General features: G+C 63.7%; 25 protein-coding genes, 1 pseudogene and 1 riboswitch. Of the genes and pseudogenes, 15 read left to right on the top strand and 11 right to left on the bottom strand.

Annotated features, from left to right (window positions below):
- Positions 1–93 precede the first annotated feature (93 nt).
- Both AC0L2U_RS25790 and AC0L2U_RS25785 read left to right on the top strand, forming a co-directional pair.
- The gene (locus tag AC0L2U_RS25790) at positions 94–402 is read left to right on the top strand and encodes a hypothetical protein (RefSeq protein ID WP_127331689.1); all 309 of its coding nucleotides are present in this window, start codon (positions 94–96) and stop codon (positions 400–402) included.
- 90 nt (positions 403–492) lie between these two features.
- Positions 493–627: a hypothetical protein gene (locus tag AC0L2U_RS25785; RefSeq protein WP_281035303.1), complete on the top strand. Its 135-nt coding sequence runs from the start codon at positions 493–495 to the stop codon at positions 625–627.
- An 86-nt stretch (positions 628–713) separates the two neighbouring features.
- On the opposite strand, the gene AC0L2U_RS25780 is transcribed toward AC0L2U_RS25785, so the two are convergent.
- The 5 genes from AC0L2U_RS25780 to AC0L2U_RS25760 all read right to left on the bottom strand — a co-directional run bounded on the left by AC0L2U_RS25780 (position 714) and on the right by AC0L2U_RS25760 (position 2,707).
- Positions 714–959: a DUF982 domain-containing protein gene (locus AC0L2U_RS25780; protein WP_127331690.1), complete on the bottom strand. Its 246-nt coding sequence runs from the start codon at positions 957–959 to the stop codon at positions 714–716.
- Between the two features lie 14 nt (positions 960–973).
- Positions 974–1,210, bottom strand: a complete 237-nt coding sequence (locus tag AC0L2U_RS25775; protein WP_127270771.1) for a DUF982 domain-containing protein — start codon at positions 1,208–1,210, stop codon at positions 974–976.
- Between the two features lie 95 nt (positions 1,211–1,305).
- Positions 1,306–1,749, bottom strand: a complete 444-nt coding sequence (locus AC0L2U_RS25770; RefSeq protein WP_127809865.1) for a GFA family protein — start codon at positions 1,747–1,749, stop codon at positions 1,306–1,308.
- Between the two features lie 172 nt (positions 1,750–1,921).
- The gene (locus AC0L2U_RS25765; RefSeq protein WP_023813816.1) at positions 1,922–2,101 is read right to left on the bottom strand and encodes a DUF3606 domain-containing protein; all 180 of its coding nucleotides are present in this window, start codon (positions 2,099–2,101) and stop codon (positions 1,922–1,924) included.
- Positions 2,102–2,581: 480 nt separating this feature from the next.
- The gene (locus tag AC0L2U_RS25760) at positions 2,582–2,707 is read right to left on the bottom strand and encodes a hypothetical protein (RefSeq protein ID WP_473602828.1); all 126 of its coding nucleotides are present in this window, start codon (positions 2,705–2,707) and stop codon (positions 2,582–2,584) included.
- 252 nt (positions 2,708–2,959) lie between these two features.
- On the opposite strand from AC0L2U_RS25760, the gene AC0L2U_RS25755 reads away from it, so the two are divergent.
- The gene (locus AC0L2U_RS25755; RefSeq protein WP_127270776.1) at positions 2,960–3,388 is read left to right on the top strand and encodes a DoxX family protein; all 429 of its coding nucleotides are present in this window, start codon (positions 2,960–2,962) and stop codon (positions 3,386–3,388) included.
- Positions 3,389–3,427: 39 nt separating this feature from the next.
- Here AC0L2U_RS25755 and AC0L2U_RS25750 read toward each other — a convergent pair whose 3' ends face one another.
- The 3 genes from AC0L2U_RS25750 to AC0L2U_RS25740 all read right to left on the bottom strand — a co-directional run bounded on the left by AC0L2U_RS25750 (position 3,428) and on the right by AC0L2U_RS25740 (position 4,697).
- Positions 3,428–3,733, bottom strand: a complete 306-nt coding sequence (locus AC0L2U_RS25750; RefSeq protein ID WP_023813813.1) for a hypothetical protein — start codon at positions 3,731–3,733, stop codon at positions 3,428–3,430.
- Positions 3,734–3,804: 71 nt separating this feature from the next.
- Complete coding sequence (locus AC0L2U_RS25745; RefSeq protein ID WP_127398148.1) at positions 3,805–4,074, bottom strand: hypothetical protein; 270 nt, start codon at positions 4,072–4,074, stop codon at positions 3,805–3,807.
- A 299-nt stretch (positions 4,075–4,373) separates the two neighbouring features.
- Complete coding sequence (locus tag AC0L2U_RS25740) at positions 4,374–4,697, bottom strand: hypothetical protein (RefSeq protein WP_473602827.1); 324 nt, start codon at positions 4,695–4,697, stop codon at positions 4,374–4,376.
- A gap of 179 nt (positions 4,698–4,876) precedes the next feature.
- On the opposite strand from AC0L2U_RS25740, the gene AC0L2U_RS25735 reads away from it, so the two are divergent.
- The 9 genes and pseudogenes from AC0L2U_RS25735 to AC0L2U_RS25695 all read left to right on the top strand — a co-directional run bounded on the left by AC0L2U_RS25735 (position 4,877) and on the right by AC0L2U_RS25695 (position 8,906).
- On the top strand, positions 4,877–5,290 hold the full coding sequence (locus AC0L2U_RS25735) for a hypothetical protein (protein ID WP_473602826.1): 414 nt from the start codon (positions 4,877–4,879) through the stop codon (positions 5,288–5,290).
- On the top strand, positions 5,283–5,759 hold the full coding sequence (locus tag AC0L2U_RS25730; protein ID WP_473602825.1) for a hypothetical protein: 477 nt from the start codon (positions 5,283–5,285) through the stop codon (positions 5,757–5,759). Before AC0L2U_RS25735 ends, AC0L2U_RS25730 begins: the two co-directional genes overlap by 8 nt.
- Complete coding sequence (locus AC0L2U_RS25725; protein WP_473602859.1) at positions 5,659–6,324, top strand: terminase large subunit domain-containing protein; 666 nt, start codon at positions 5,659–5,661, stop codon at positions 6,322–6,324. Before AC0L2U_RS25730 ends, AC0L2U_RS25725 begins: the two co-directional genes overlap by 101 nt.
- A gap of 249 nt (positions 6,325–6,573) precedes the next feature.
- Positions 6,574–6,867: pseudogene (locus AC0L2U_RS25720) on the top strand (terminase large subunit domain-containing protein); the annotation flags it as partial.
- Positions 6,868–7,252: 385 nt separating this feature from the next.
- Entirely contained in the window at positions 7,253–7,963 is a 711-nt protein-coding gene (locus AC0L2U_RS25715) for a glycoside hydrolase family 108 protein (protein ID WP_128289100.1), read from the top strand.
- Positions 7,960–8,178: a hypothetical protein gene (locus tag AC0L2U_RS25710; RefSeq protein WP_473602824.1), complete on the top strand. Its 219-nt coding sequence runs from the start codon at positions 7,960–7,962 to the stop codon at positions 8,176–8,178. Before AC0L2U_RS25715 ends, AC0L2U_RS25710 begins: the two co-directional genes overlap by 4 nt.
- A 1-nt stretch (position 8,179) precedes the next feature.
- On the top strand, positions 8,180–8,413 hold the full coding sequence (locus AC0L2U_RS25705) for a hypothetical protein (RefSeq protein ID WP_127809895.1): 234 nt from the start codon (positions 8,180–8,182) through the stop codon (positions 8,411–8,413).
- Positions 8,398–8,583, top strand: coding sequence for a hypothetical protein (locus AC0L2U_RS25700; protein ID WP_127271123.1), 186 nt, complete (start codon positions 8,398–8,400; stop codon positions 8,581–8,583). Before AC0L2U_RS25705 ends, AC0L2U_RS25700 begins: the two co-directional genes overlap by 16 nt.
- Complete coding sequence (locus tag AC0L2U_RS25695; RefSeq protein WP_127399487.1) at positions 8,583–8,906, top strand: hypothetical protein; 324 nt, start codon at positions 8,583–8,585, stop codon at positions 8,904–8,906. Before AC0L2U_RS25700 ends, AC0L2U_RS25695 begins: the two co-directional genes overlap by 1 nt.
- 126 nt (positions 8,907–9,032) lie before the next feature.
- Here AC0L2U_RS25695 and AC0L2U_RS25690 read toward each other — a convergent pair whose 3' ends face one another.
- Both AC0L2U_RS25690 and AC0L2U_RS25685 read right to left on the bottom strand, forming a co-directional pair.
- Positions 9,033–9,740: a hypothetical protein gene (locus tag AC0L2U_RS25690; RefSeq protein ID WP_473602823.1), complete on the bottom strand. Its 708-nt coding sequence runs from the start codon at positions 9,738–9,740 to the stop codon at positions 9,033–9,035.
- 38 nt (positions 9,741–9,778) lie between these two features.
- Positions 9,779–9,949: a hypothetical protein gene (locus AC0L2U_RS25685; protein WP_164762750.1), complete on the bottom strand. Its 171-nt coding sequence runs from the start codon at positions 9,947–9,949 to the stop codon at positions 9,779–9,781.
- A 68-nt stretch (positions 9,950–10,017) separates the two neighbouring features.
- Between AC0L2U_RS25685 and AC0L2U_RS25680 the strand changes: the two genes are divergently transcribed.
- Complete coding sequence (locus AC0L2U_RS25680; protein ID WP_245481711.1) at positions 10,018–11,583, top strand: ArnT family glycosyltransferase; 1,566 nt, start codon at positions 10,018–10,020, stop codon at positions 11,581–11,583.
- Positions 11,584–11,715: 132 nt separating this feature from the next.
- Positions 11,716–12,234, top strand: coding sequence for a peptide-methionine (S)-S-oxide reductase MsrA (msrA, locus tag AC0L2U_RS25675; protein WP_127272383.1), 519 nt, complete (start codon positions 11,716–11,718; stop codon positions 12,232–12,234).
- A 93-nt stretch (positions 12,235–12,327) separates the two neighbouring features.
- Here the strand turns inward: msrA and AC0L2U_RS25670 are convergent, their stop codons facing one another.
- Positions 12,328–12,657, bottom strand: a complete 330-nt coding sequence (locus AC0L2U_RS25670; RefSeq protein ID WP_127398906.1) for a RodZ family helix-turn-helix domain-containing protein — start codon at positions 12,655–12,657, stop codon at positions 12,328–12,330.
- A 195-nt stretch (positions 12,658–12,852) separates the two neighbouring features.
- Positions 12,853–12,966, top strand: a riboswitch (TPP riboswitch).
- Here AC0L2U_RS25670 and AC0L2U_RS25665 point away from each other — a divergent pair.
- Positions 12,957–13,565, top strand: coding sequence for a YkoF family thiamine/hydroxymethylpyrimidine-binding protein (locus tag AC0L2U_RS25665; protein WP_127382253.1), 609 nt, complete (start codon positions 12,957–12,959; stop codon positions 13,563–13,565). It overlaps the preceding riboswitch by 10 nt.
- Positions 13,566–13,598 lie beyond the last annotated feature (33 nt).

Genomic DNA, 13,598 nt, shown 5'->3' with positions numbered 1-13,598 from the left:
GCGGCGAGGCGGCCAACCTTTTTCATCGACAGGCGTTGTCCCTTTGAAAGGAAGGTCGCCGCGGGCGACCGTGAGAGAAAGAAGGAGGCAGTGATGAGAATTCTTGCCATCATGCCACTAGGCCTCATGCTGGCGCTGGCAGTGCCGGCCGCGGCCCAGCAGCAGAACGACAGCCAGGCGCCGCAGGCCGACAAATGTAGGGCTCAGACCGAGCAAGGGGCAAAACAGCAGCCTGGACAGCAGGCCGATGACGGCAATTTGACCGCGAAGCTCAACGACTGCGGCGGCGTGCTGAAACCGCCCCCGACGGGCGACCAGGGCATGGCGGCGCCGGCGCCGAACGAAGGCAAGACGCCGGTGATCAAGCCGGGTGAAGTGCCGCCCCAGCCGCCGAAGCAATAACCTCCGCTCGCTGGTATTATCGCGCAAGCTAATGGAACCTCGTTATCTTGGGGGCGTTTCTCTCACGACTTGGAATTCGGAGAGATTATCGTGAGAGATATTGCGACCACAGCCACGTTGCTTGCCTCGATTGCCATCGTGATTGCCTTGATTCTGCTGGCGCCGAAGAGTTTTGGCTTCGAAACCTCACACCCGATCGTACAGGGCGAGCTTCCGGCGGAATAATCGGATCGAGTATTGCGGGTGATCAGGACGATTTGCGTGAAGCAGGCGAGGCACGATGTCCCGCCTGCTTCTTTTTATTGAAACCGCTATCGCACCAAGACGCCGGAGTGGCTGCAGAGCGCTGCGAACGCTTCCTGTGCCTCGGCAGCACCTGCATTGTTATCCAGGGCTGCTTCGACCTTCTCGCGCGCCGCCTGGTAGAACGGGCCGCGTTTGGCCTGCGGCCAGTCGATCAGGATTTCGCTGGCATCCTTGAGCGTGGCGACGTCGCGGATCGTGTCCGACCCATGCGGCTTGATCCGCATCGGTGTGGGCAAAATGAGCTCGGACATGTCCTGTTTTCCAACTACTGGAGGAGTTTTGCTTCGCGCGCGGCGTCGATCATCGCCCGCATCGCTTTTTCCGCCGGCGTCCAGCCATCCAGCGCATCGCGGCAACTGCGCAACGCCGCCCGGTAGCGCCGTCCCTGGCCAGACGGCCAGTCGCCGAGGCATTCCAGCCCTTCCCAGGCGCTGCGGATGATGCGCTCGCGCTCAGGCGCGAATTTCAGCCTGATGGGGCGGGGAAACATCTTGTCGTTCAACGGTCGTCTCCATGATTGCCGCAAGTGTCGCTGGCGACATGCGTGAGAGGCGATCGGTAACGTCGCCGGCAGGACAGGGTTCCCTTGCCAGGAGATCAAATCTCGGCGTCGATGTCCGACAGCGATCTCGGCGTCGGCGCTTCGGCGTTGTGCTGCGCTGGGCGGTCATGCTCGAACTGTTCGGTGCCGGGCAAAGCGTGCAGCCAGGTCTCGCGCCTGGAGGTCCACAATTCATATTCGGGCACGAGATCGGTCGGCGCGATGTCGAGGCTGCCGATCGCCACCTCGGCCTCATTGTCGTCGACCCAGGCGACGCGGCCGCCGCATGTCGGGCAAAAGCTGCGCGTGCCATAGGAGCTGACGAGGCCGGTGGTCTCGAAGGCTTCGCGCGGCCAGATGGCAAAGGCCGAGTAGACCGAACCGCCGGCCTTGCGGCAGTCCTTGCAATGGCACAGGCCGACGCGCAGCGGCGCGCCGTGAACCTCGAACTGCACGCCGCCGCACAGGCAGCTGCCGGTCCTGCGTATGGTGTCGGACATGGCGACCTCCCTCAATGCGTGGCGCTGCCGGCCGGGTGGGACAGATGCTCGTCTGCCGTTTCGTTGGCCAGGATGAGAAACCCGGGAAAAAGACATCCTGTTCACCGTACCACCAGGCCCGGTTGACACGGCCCGCAGCATCTTCAACGCCGCCCAGGCGAAATGGTTTCGACTAGCCGCGGGCCGCCATATGGGCGTCGAGCTTCTTGCGCGAGGGGCCGTAGCGCTTGATGATGGTCTGTGCCTCGCTTGGCGGGATGCCGTATTTGCGGGCAAAGGCGGCAACCTCGTAGGGCTCTTCACTCGAGACCTGCTTGCGGTCCTGTTTCGTCTTCGACTTGTCGTCAGCCATCTCAGGCCTCGCTTTCTGTTGTCGGGGACGCGCAGCCTTCGGCGCCCGCGATCAACACGACATAACACAGATTGGCGCCGCCGGTTCCACCAGACGACACGGCCTGGGCTGCGATAGCCCTGTATCAGGCCGAGGGCCGCATGGGGTCGGCGGCGGCAGCGTGGTCGCCGTCACATTCGGAGCATGCCGCGCTGAGGCCGGGGCAGCCGCGCCGGTGCGTGCCGGCGGGGCAGCAATGGCCGTTGGAACTCGTCCAGCGCGGGCATTCGAAGACCTGGCCAGCGCCGCCGCAGCCGCTGCACTCCAGCGGCGCCGACCGCACGCCATGAGATATCGCCCCAAACCTGACGCTTGTACGCAAATTTCAGCCCACCCAAAATCCCTGCACCACCGGTGCATTAGCCCCGACTAACGATAGCACTTCCGTGATTACCAACAAGTTTCAATCGCGGCGGCGCCGGAAAGCCGTTCGGGCCGTCGTCAGGCCGGCTTCAGCCGCATCGCGGCGAGATACATGAGCGCCGAGGCGGCCTGCCCGCGGTTCCAGCCGGCGGCCTCGACCTTGCGGAGCAGGCGTCGAGATGCGGAGCCAGCATATCCCTGCATTCCTGTTCGTAGGCGGTGCTCGTCGCCGCATGCCGCGGTGCGCCGATGGTCAATGCCTTGGCCATGTCCGATTCCCCCTTGGAGCGAGCAATAATATGCCGTCAGCCGGCAAACCGAAAATCTCTCTTGCTGTACGGTGTGACGCTTCGAAAGCCCTCTGCGATCCTGTCGAGAAAAATTGGCCTGATGTGTCGGACCTGGCGCCGGTCGCGCGTCCTAGGAGCGATCAACCTGCAAAGCTGGAGAACGAGCATGTCGTCGCAAATCACTCAATCACCGTGGCAGACCGCGGCCCTTGTCGTCGCCCGGCTGATCTTCGCCGGCGTCTTCCTGATGGCCGTGACCTTCAAGTTCATGGGCATGGACGCCACCGCCGGCTATATCGCCGCCGCCGGCTTTCCGTTTCCGCTGTTCCTGGCCTGGTGCGCGGCGATCCTGGAAGTCGCGCTGGTGCTGTGCTTCCTGACCGGCGCCTTCTTCTCGCAGGCAGCCCTGGTCGCCGCCGCCTATGTGCTGTTCCTCGGCTTCGCCTTTCACGGACCCAGCCACTGGGCAGGCAACCAGGCCGAGTTCGGCTTCTTCGTCGACCATTTTTCGTTCCTGGCCGGACTGCTGTTTGCGGCCGTACATGGACCGGGCAAGGTGCTTTCGCTCAATTCGGGATGGCCGGGCAGGGCTTGAGGCGAGGGCAGCGGGCCACCGCGGACGCACGCCGGCCGCTCACAGCTGGTCGTTGTAGGGTTCCTTTATCTTGCCGACCATGCGGGCCAGCTTCGAAAAAGACGGCATCTCCGCCTCCGGCTGGCACTGGTTGGCGAGTTCCAGCAGCCGGATCGGAAAGTTGACGGCGTCGCGGCTGGACGCGGACATGCCTTCGGATCGCTCCTGGTTGGTTTCGCCGGCCTCGGTCTTGCGCAAGGCCAGGTCGATCTCCTCCGCCGTCAGCACCCCCTTTTGAACCAGGAGGCGGTTGATCGAGGCGACGGCCATCAACAGGCCTTCGAGTTGCAGGTTGGCGACATTCATGGCGATTGCTCCCGTGGCTGGGGTTGAAACGCGCGAGCGGCATTTCCGCTCCAGAAGGCTGCGGGCGAAACCTATTCCTGCGTCAGCCGTTCGCCATATTCGCGCCACAGCGCCTTGACCTCCAGGTTGCCGAGGCTGCTGATCGAAACATCCCCACAGCTGATGGCGACGGCGCTGATGTCGTATTGGGGGTAGGCGTTGGCGACGAAACGGATGGCTTCGCCCAGCGAACGCACGCGGATGACTGGATCGGCCTGACCCTGGCCGGTGCTGCGCACGCCGGAAACCGTGGCTTGTGCATGCCGCATCCTGAACACGGATGCCATGGCTGGTCTGTCCATCGTCCTCTCCCACAAGGCCGTGCGACGGGAATCATTCCATGAGCTTCGACGAATGATTTCACACCTGCCGGCTTATGACCAGCCGCCGGCAAAAGCAGGGTTTTACGTGCTTGCCAGCGTCGCTCCGAACGGGAGTTCCGGCCGGTCTAGGAATTTTTTCTCAAAAAACGGTTGACGGGGTGAGTGCAGCTATGCTACATTTTTGCCCATGGTGCTGAGTTGCGCCACCGACCCGCCGCCGAGGCGGGTTTTTTGTTTCTGGCTTTGTGCTGCCGTATTTTGCGAGACGGTTCTCGACGTCAGTCGAAGGTTGAAACCGGCCTTCGCTTGACGACCCGAAAGGTCGGCTCCTTGGACGACAAAACGTCTAGGCATGTCCAGCCGGTCACGAAGCGATAATGTGTTGCCGGGTGCTGCGCGAACTTCCACGTCTCGGACTGCATTGTCTCAAAGGTGGCGCCTTCGACTCGATAGGCGAAGTGATGAGGAATGTTACCTTCCCTGGGCGTGTTCTCATGCTCGGTGCTCAGCGGCATTTCGTCGAGGATGCGGATGATCACCTGATTGGTGAACAGAACACGCAAGACATGGTGTTCGTCGCCGGGGATTATGAAGTCAGCCACGACCGCGTCATCTGTCCAGCGCAATTCGCGCAGGTCGCTTTGGACGCAATCTATCTCGGGGGTCACTCTGATCGGATGGTATCGAGGCAATCGGACTCGCCTTCTATCTAGGCCATCAGCCACCGCGACGCCGCCGCCTTTGATTGAACCAAATTACACCAGTCTTCAAGAGGCTCACGATGTACCGCTACGCCACGATCATCACCGATGCTGACGGCCAGGAAATCGTCAGCGCCATCGGCGAATCCGAAGGCACTGCGCCGCAGCCACGCCTGGGCCGTGTCGAGCAGGTCGCACCCGGCGTAAAGATCGGCATGGTGCGGGATGCGGCCGGCGACTTTTGTTTTCCGCAGGCCGGCATTGCCGGACCCCTTGTCGGTCTCGTCATGGCGCGGCTCAAGGCGCGGGCCGGTGTGGCAAAGCCTGTCGGTGCGACGAAGCCCGCCCAGGCGACAGGGCCGAAGCGCGCCAAGAAGGCAAAGAGGAAAACGGTTCGCTCGAAGAAGCGAGCCAGCCGGCCCCGACCGGCGGCACCCAAGGCCGAAATGGTTTCCGCTGCCGGTGCCAGCGCCATGGACCAGGTCCATGGCTGATAAGATCGCAACCGGGCCGGCGCGCGGCAAGCCGGCGAGACGCAGGCCCGCCGCCAAACCGCCCGCGACGCAGAAGCCGCGCCGCAAGCGCGCCAAGAAAACACTGGGCGACGATTTCCTGGCCGCCGTGCGTGCCGATTTCCGCACACATGGCGCCGGCGTCATCGCCGAGGTGCGGGCCGACAAGCCGGATCAATATCTGAAGATCGTGCTGTCGGTGCTGCCCAAGGATTTCGATGCCACGATCAACCAAATGGACGGCCTGAGCGATGACGAAATCCGCAGCCGCATCCGCGCCCTTGAGGCCGTCGTCAAGCCGTTCCTCGAAGAGCCCGGCGATGTCCGTGAAGACGGAATATCTGGCGCTGATGGCCGAACTGGACAGACGGCGCCGGACCAATCTTCTTGCCGCCTACAAACCGTATCAACGCCAGGCCGAATTTCATGCGGCAGGAGCGCAAAACCGTGAGCGGCTGTTCATGGCCGGCAACCAGCTCGGCAAGACCAGGGCAGGGGGCGCCGAATGGGCCATGCACCTGACCGGCCGTTATCCCCAGTGGTGGCAAGGCAAGGTGTTTGACTCTGGCGTCAGGCTGTGGGCGGCCGGCGTCACCGGCGAAGGCACGCGTGACAATCCCCAGCGCGTGCTGGTCGGTCCTCCGCAGCAGCAGGCGGCCTGGGGCACCGGCATGATCCCGGCCGACGCTATTGTGCAGACCTTCATGGGCCGCGGCGCACCGGGCGCGCTCGACAGCGTCGTGGTGCGCTGGGGTGGCGGTGGCGACGTGCAGGCCGATGAATCGGTGCTGTCGTTCAAGAGTTTCGAGAAGGGCCGCGAGAAATGGCAGGGCGAGACTTTACACGGCGTCTGGTTCGACGAGGAACCGCCGCTCGACATCTATTCCGAGGGCCTGACCCGCACCAACGCGACGGGCGGCATCACCATCGTGACGTTCACGCCGCTGCTTGGGATGTCGGACGTGGTGCTGTTGTTTTTGTCGGCGGGAGAGATTGAGGGGATGGCGAAGGGGTGATGCGCCTGACTTGCCTTCTCCCCTTGTGGGAAAAGGTGTCGCCGAAGGCGACGGATGAGGGGTGTTCCAGGGAACGCCAACGTTTCACTTCGCTGGAACACCCCTCATCCGTCTCGGCGCTGCGCGCCGATCCACCTTCTCCCACAAGGGGAGAAGGTAAGAACAGTCGCGCCTGATCCGAAAAACAGCGTCCGAACAATACGATACAGCCGGCATCTCCCATGCTGATTCAGGAATTCCCCCATGTCCCGACACGTCACCTTCATGACCATCGACGATGCCGCGCACTACACGCCGCAGGAGCGCGCGGCGATCGTCGCCGCCTATCCGGCGCACGAGCGCGAGGCCCGCGCCCGCGGCATTCCGGTGCTGGGTTCGGGCCGCATTTTTCCGGTGGCCGAGGCGCTGATCGCCTGCGAGCCGTTCCGGCTGCCGCGCTACTGGCCAAGGCTGGGCGCGCTCGATTTCGGCTGGGACCATCCTTCGGCCGCGGTCGAGCTTGCCTGGGATACGGAGGCCGATGTCGTCTATGTCACCAACCTTATGTAGGCTGCGCCGCTCGGCATGGGTATGCACCCTCAGAGGGTCGTACCTGTTCCAGACAAACCAGACAAACCAGACAGCCTGAGAGCAATGGGAGGTTCCCCGTCCCGTAAGCCGGCAGGGACGGCGGGCGCTCGGGTTGTCAGCCAGTTCCGCGTTGCTGTCGCCGGGTCGAATGACTTCCCACCCGCCGTCGTAGACAAGCAAGAGCCCGCCGTCGTGGGTTCTGATTTCGCCAGCCTTCGCCGCTGCGTTCGCACGAAACTTAGCGCTGTGCTTAGCCCACGGCGCGGCGAGTATCACTAGGTCCTTGCGTCGCTCATCATCCATCAGCCCGCTCCCCGGCGCCGACCATAGCCAAATCATCCGAAGAAGGAAAACCACCATGGACCGCAACTTCGCGCGGGCGCTTGCGCTTGTTCTCAAATCGGAAGGCGGCTGGTCGGACAATCCGGCTGACCCCGGCGGCGCCACCATGAAGGGCGTGACGCTTGCCAGCTTCCGTCGCTATGTGAAGGCCGACGCGACGAAGGCGGATCTGCGTGCGATCAGCGACGCGCAGGTCGCCTCCGTCTATCGCCGCTTCTACTGGGACGCTGTGCTCGGCGCCGAATTGCCCGATGGCGTCGACCACGCTGTGTTCGATTTCGCCGTCAATAGCGGGCCTGGCCGGGCGGCCAAATATTTGCAGGCGGCCGTCGGCGTTGCGCAGGACGGGCGGATCGGACCGGTCACCGTCGCGGCGGCCAAGGCAAAGCCGGCCGGTGTGACCATCGATGCGCTTTGCGATGCGCGGCTGGCGTTCCTCAAGCGGTTGCCGACATGGGCAACATTCGGGCGCGGCTGGTCCGATCGGGTCAGGTCGGTGCGGGTTCAGGCCCTGCTGATGTCGGCGCAGCGCCCCGCGGCACCGGTGACCGCGCCGGCGCCGCCCAGCGGCGAAACATCGGCCAATGGGGCGCCGTCGGTTCGGCGCGTGCAGCCGGCGCCCGGCGGCAAGGCGGCTGCCGCGGCCGGCATCCTCGTTCTCATGGCCGGAGCGCTCGCGGCCTTCCGGCATCGGGTCGCCGATTTGTTCGGGAGCCTGTTTCAATGACATGGTTCAACACCAATGCGCTGCACAATCTCCTCAACACGCTGATCGCCATCATCTGCGGCGGCGCACTCGCCGGCTTCGACTGGACGCTGCTCGGGGTGAGCGACCGCACCGCGCTTCAGATCAGCGGCGTCAGCGCCCTGGCCAAGATCATCATCAACGCAGTCCGTGACGGCCCGCGCGGCATGGTCGCGCCGCCGGCCAAGGAGACATGAGATGGGAACACTCGCCCTCGCGCTGCTCGGCCAGGCCTGGCCGTATCTTCTGGCAATTGGCGCCGCGCTTGCCGGTGTCTGGACGGCCTATGCCAAGGGCAAGGCCAGCCAGAAGGCCAGGCAGGATGCCGCCGACGCCGCGGCGCGCACCGAAGCCCAGAAGATCGACGATGCCGTCGCCGGCCGGACGCCGGAAGACAACAGAGGGAGGCTGGCCAGATGGTCAAAATCATAGCGCTCTCGCTGCTGCTGGCCGGCTGCACCACATCAGGCGGGTCGTTCTGCGCGGCCGGGCATCCCCTCCGGCCGACAAGGGCGGAGGCGGCGACCCTTTCCGACGCGTCGGTGGCGGCGATCCTGGCTCACAACGAAAAGGGCCAGAAGCTTTGCGGCTGGAGGCCATGATGAACGATCTTTTCGACCTGCTCGGCATCAAGGGACCGGTCGTGGCGGCGGGCCTCGCCGGCGGCGTTCTGCGCGCGCTGTCGCGGCATCGCTACAAGCTGCGCGAAATGGTGGCCTCGCCGATCTGCGGCGCGCTTGCGGCGGCCTATCTGACGCTGCCGGCGGTTTCCTACGCCAGGATCGCCGGCCTGCCGATGCCCGCTCCCGCCGACGACACCACCACGCTGGCGGCCGCCTTCCTGATCGGCGTCTGCGCCATGTGGATTTCGGACGTCCTGTTCGAGTTCGTGGTGCGGAGAGTCAGCCGCGCGCGGGACGAATAGCTGGTGCGGCGGCGATTGCTTGGCGGAATTGCCGAGGCACGTTTCCCGCGGCATCGAACCATCGAAGACAACCCAAAATAGCCCGTTCCGGTTCGCCGGGCGGGCCATTTTTGCGTTTTGGCCTAATCAAGCCAGAATGTTGACCGCGCGTGCCGCGACCAGCGCGACGGTCAGCAGCGAGATCATGGCCTCGGCCATCATCAGCAGCTTGGCCCGCTGGGAGAGTGGCAAGGTATCGGTCGGCGAAAATGCGGTCGCATTGGTGAAGGCGAGGAAGAAATAATCGACGAAGCCGGGCAGCCAATCTCGAAGCTCACGGTCGTTCAACGTCATCTGCGCGAACAGGAAATCGGCCTGTGCGAGCTTGACGAGGCCGCAGGTCGGCGGACCGCCGCGGTCGGTGCTCCAGAACCACAAGGCAAAAACGATGACGTTGGTGACCCAGATGTTGAGCGCGTCGATCAGCAGCGTCGTACCGCTACTGCCGGCATGGCCCTCCAGCAAGGCACGCACCAGCAGGACCAGCGAACCGCAATTGATGATGCTGATGATGGCGGTCATGGTCAGGGCTGTTCTGCGGATCATGACCCGAAACTGGCCGATCGCATGCCACTCGTGGTCCTCGACCGCCTTTCGGGTGGCGGCCTGCGTCCAGGCGGTGGCCACCGACAAGGGCAGCAGCAGGGCCGCCTCCAGCGCGGGCGCCACCCAGCGCGGCCCGAATGAGAGATTGTTGATGACCAGAAGCTGCAGGCAGATGATGACGAGAACGGCCGCACGGGCCATCCAGAAATCGAGCGCACGGTAGTGAATGACGGCGTGGTGGTGGCGCATTTTTCAAATCCTGGATGCTTTTTGGGGACGGTAACCGGTCAGGCGTAGGCGACGCCTGCCGCGATCACGCCCAAGGCGCCATGCCCGGCATGTTCAGGGTGCTGCGGGATGGCGTGTTCCATTGTTGTCTTGCTGGCATGTGATGACGGGAGAGGCGGCATGGTGGCGCGAAACTCTGCCTCAATCTTGGTTTTGCCATGGTCGGCCAAGTATACATTTTCGTAAGCTTCAAGTTCTGGGCTGTTCGTAAAACCGTCCGGTGTGATTTATCCACCGCATGACGCGAATCGACGAAACCATGAACGGTTGGCTGCCGGTCGGCAGTTCTGTTCCAGGCGACTGGTGGCAGTCGTCGATCTGGCCGGGGCTGACGCGCTATCCAGAAGCCGGCCTGGCGCTTTTATGCCTGACGCAGATCCTGTGCTGGACCGTGATGCCGGCGCTTGTCGATGCCGCCCCGCCCGGCGACGTCGTCGAGAGTTTCATGTGGGGCCGCGAATGGGTGCTTTTGACCTACAAGCATCCGCAGCTCCCCGGCTGGCTGCTCGAGATCAGCCATCTTCTGACCGGATCGTTCCGCTGGCCGCAATATCTGCTCGCCCAGCTTGTCGTCTCGGCGACCTTCGTCTTCGTCTACCTGCTGGCCCGCGACATGCTCGGGAGAACCCGCGCGCTGGCCGCCGTGCTTTTGATGCCGTCATTGTATTTCTTCGGCTGGCCGACACCGCAGTTCAATCATGATTACGCGCAGATGCCCTTCTGGGCCGCAATCTGCTGGCTGCTGTGGCGTGCGGGCCGTAGCGGTGGGCCGGGCTGGTGGCTGGCGCTCGGACTGGTGTCGGGCGTCGGGCTCTATGCCAAGTTTTCCACCGGGCTGCTGTTGCTCTTCGGGGCGATCTGGCTGTTGTCGGACACGCGGGCACGCAATCGGCTCGCCACGCCCTGGCCCTGGCTTGGGCTCGCGGTTTTCCTCGCCGTCGCCGCGCCACTGGCCATCCAGCTCTACCGCATCGATTTCCTGCCGCTGACCTATGTCGCCGGCCGCGATGAATGGGTGTTGGTCCACCGCGCCCGCCTTTACTATATCGGTGTCCAAATGGCGGGGCTCTGCGGCTTATTGCTGGTGCTGTCGATATCGGGGCTGTTGCGGCGTTCGCCCGCGCCGGAACAGCCCATTGAGCGCGGCGCGCTGGCCTATCTCGTGTGGATGGGGCTTGGTCCGGCGGTGCTTGTCATGGTGGCCTCGCTGTTTACCGGCGCCGGCGAGGCGTGGGGCGCGCCGATGTACAATCTGGTCGGCGTTGTGGCGATCGCCTTGCTGGGTCATCGGCTTGGCGCCGTCGAACTGCGACGGCTGGCGATCTGCGCGTTCGCCTGCATCCTCGGCATGTCCGGTGCCTATGCGGGCATCCGCTGGACGAGTTGCAATTTGCGCGGGCGCATGGATGCCGTCTGCTGGCCAGCGCGGCAGATTTCGGACGAAGCCGAGGCGGTCTGGCACGCGGCGGTGCCCGGTCGGCTCGACATCGTCGGCGGCGATACCCGCATCGCGTTGCTGGCGGGCCTCAACGCCTATGACAAGCCGTCGATCTTCACAGACCTCGACATGCGGCTCGCCCCCTGGATCACCAGCCAGCGGCTGCGCGATCACGGCATGCTTCTGGTCTGGCCCGGGAGCGGCGTGCCACCTCGGCTGCTGGCGTGGCTGGGAAACATCCCGGTCAAGACCGTTCTTTTCGACTGGTCGCTCAGGGCACCACCGGTGGCGATCAGCTTTGCCGCCATTCCGCCTGGCATGAAGCTACTGGGTTTGATCGACAGCCTCGCCCAACCGAGCAATTGAGGTAGATCCACCGCGTCCGCTGGACGAAGCAGGTGACAATGCCCATTTATGGCGAGACCACTTGCTTTCACGCAATTCCAGACGGAAAACCGCCACACACTTTTCCTGGAATTGCTTTTGAGGAGACGTGACATGGCGACTTCGACCGAACGTGCAGTCCTTGCCGGCGGCTGTTTCTGGGGCATGCAGGATTTGATACGGCGCTATCCCGGCGTCATCTCCACCCGTGTCGGCTACAGCGGCGGCGACGTGCCCAACGCCACCTACCGCAACCACGGCACCCACGCCGAAGCCATCGAGATCAATTTCGATCCGGCCATCATAAGCTATCGCACGCTGCTGGAACGCTTTTTCCAGATCCACGATCCGACGACCCGCAACCGCCAGGGCAACGATGTCGGGACGAGTTATCGCTCGGCGATCTATTACACCAGCGACGAACAGAAGCGCGTCGCCGAGGACACCATCGCCGATGTCGATGCCTCGGGCCTGTGGCCGGGCAAGGTCATCACCGAAGTCGCACCCGTTGGTCCGTTCTGGGAAGCCGAGCCCGAGCATCAGGACTATCTGGAGAAATATCCCAACGGATACACCTGCCACTTCGTCAGGCCAGGCTGGAAGCTGCCGGTTCGCGAGACGGCGGTTTCGTAGAGTTCAAGGTTGTACCAAACCCCGATCCCCGCGTCGTGGTAGAACAAAGCCGCGGAGGTTGTGCTCCGCGGCTTTGGTTCGATCGCGTGCAGATTACTTGCCGCAATTGTTGTCGTTGACTGTCGGCGAGGTGGTGCCCGGGGAGGTGCCGTTGGCATCTGCCTGCGCCCCCTGCGGACTTGCCGGGCAATTCTGATCCGCGTTTGAATTCATATCTCCTACCGTGCCAGTCGTGCTGTTGGTCGTGCCCGGGTCGACAGTGTCCGGCTCGACCGTATTCGGTGAAGCCGGCGTGTTCGGCTCAACCGTCACCGATTTGCCGCTGCCGCTTCCATTTGCGTTGTTGCTGCCGGCGCTTTGCGCCATGGCTGACGTGGCCAGACCAATGGTGAGAACCGAAGCTGCGAGGATTTTCATGAACATGGTTTGTCTCCATTTCTGTGAAGTCGTCGCTTGTTTTCTACGAAAGTGATCGCGTTGCGACTGTGGGGACAACCGGTCGCAGCGGCGAAGGTTCCCGACAAAATTCCGCACAGGCGCACCGTGACTGGCGCAATGCTTTTGGCGCAGTGCTCTGAAAAAACGGCTTTCCCTTGAACTCGAATGATGCTTTAAGGCGCACATCCACAGGGGTGCTCCGTACGGTCGGGGCTGAGACGGGGGCGGCAAGCCCACAGACCCTAGAAGCTGATCTGGGTAATACCAGCGGAGCGAGGCGGGCGATGTTTTCAGGCGCACAGATTTCCCTATACCCCATGACCGACGATTTCGTCGGTGTCATTCTTGGCGCGCTCGGTGCGCTCGATCCCTGGCGCGACAAGCTCAGGATCGAGACCGACGACATCTCGACCTTGCTGGTCGGGCCGCCCGAAGTGCTGTTTCCCGCCATGCGCGACCTCTTCGTGGCGGCGGCACGCAGCGGCAAACATTGCGTGTTGTCGGCCACCATCTCGCGCGGGTGCCCTGGCGAGCCGGATGATCCGATCTGCCGCTCCGATGCACTTGGCGGGCCTGTTGGGCCACTCGGCCCGCGCAAGGATGCGGCCATCGCGGCGGTGCGCAATGCTGCTGCCACCGGCCAGCCGGCGGCGGCGCAGTTCTCGCTCTATGTGATGGGCACCGACGACCACATGGACGAGATCTACGGCTGCATCGATTTTCTCAAGCAGTCCGGCGTCTATGAGCGTTCCAAGCATTTCTGCACGAAACTGCGCGGTGATGCCGGTGCGATCTTTTCGGCGCTGGACGAGGCCTTCTGCCGCTTCGGACCAGGCGCCGGCCACGTAACCCTCGACGTCACGGTCTCGGCCAACAGCCCGTCGGCTGTCTGAGCCAGCCGCGCTTTCGCGCTGCCGTCAAAGGTT

It is taken from the genome of Mesorhizobium sp. WSM4808 (genome assembly GCF_055811675.1).
This window is presented reverse-complemented; position numbering and strand designations above follow the sequence as displayed.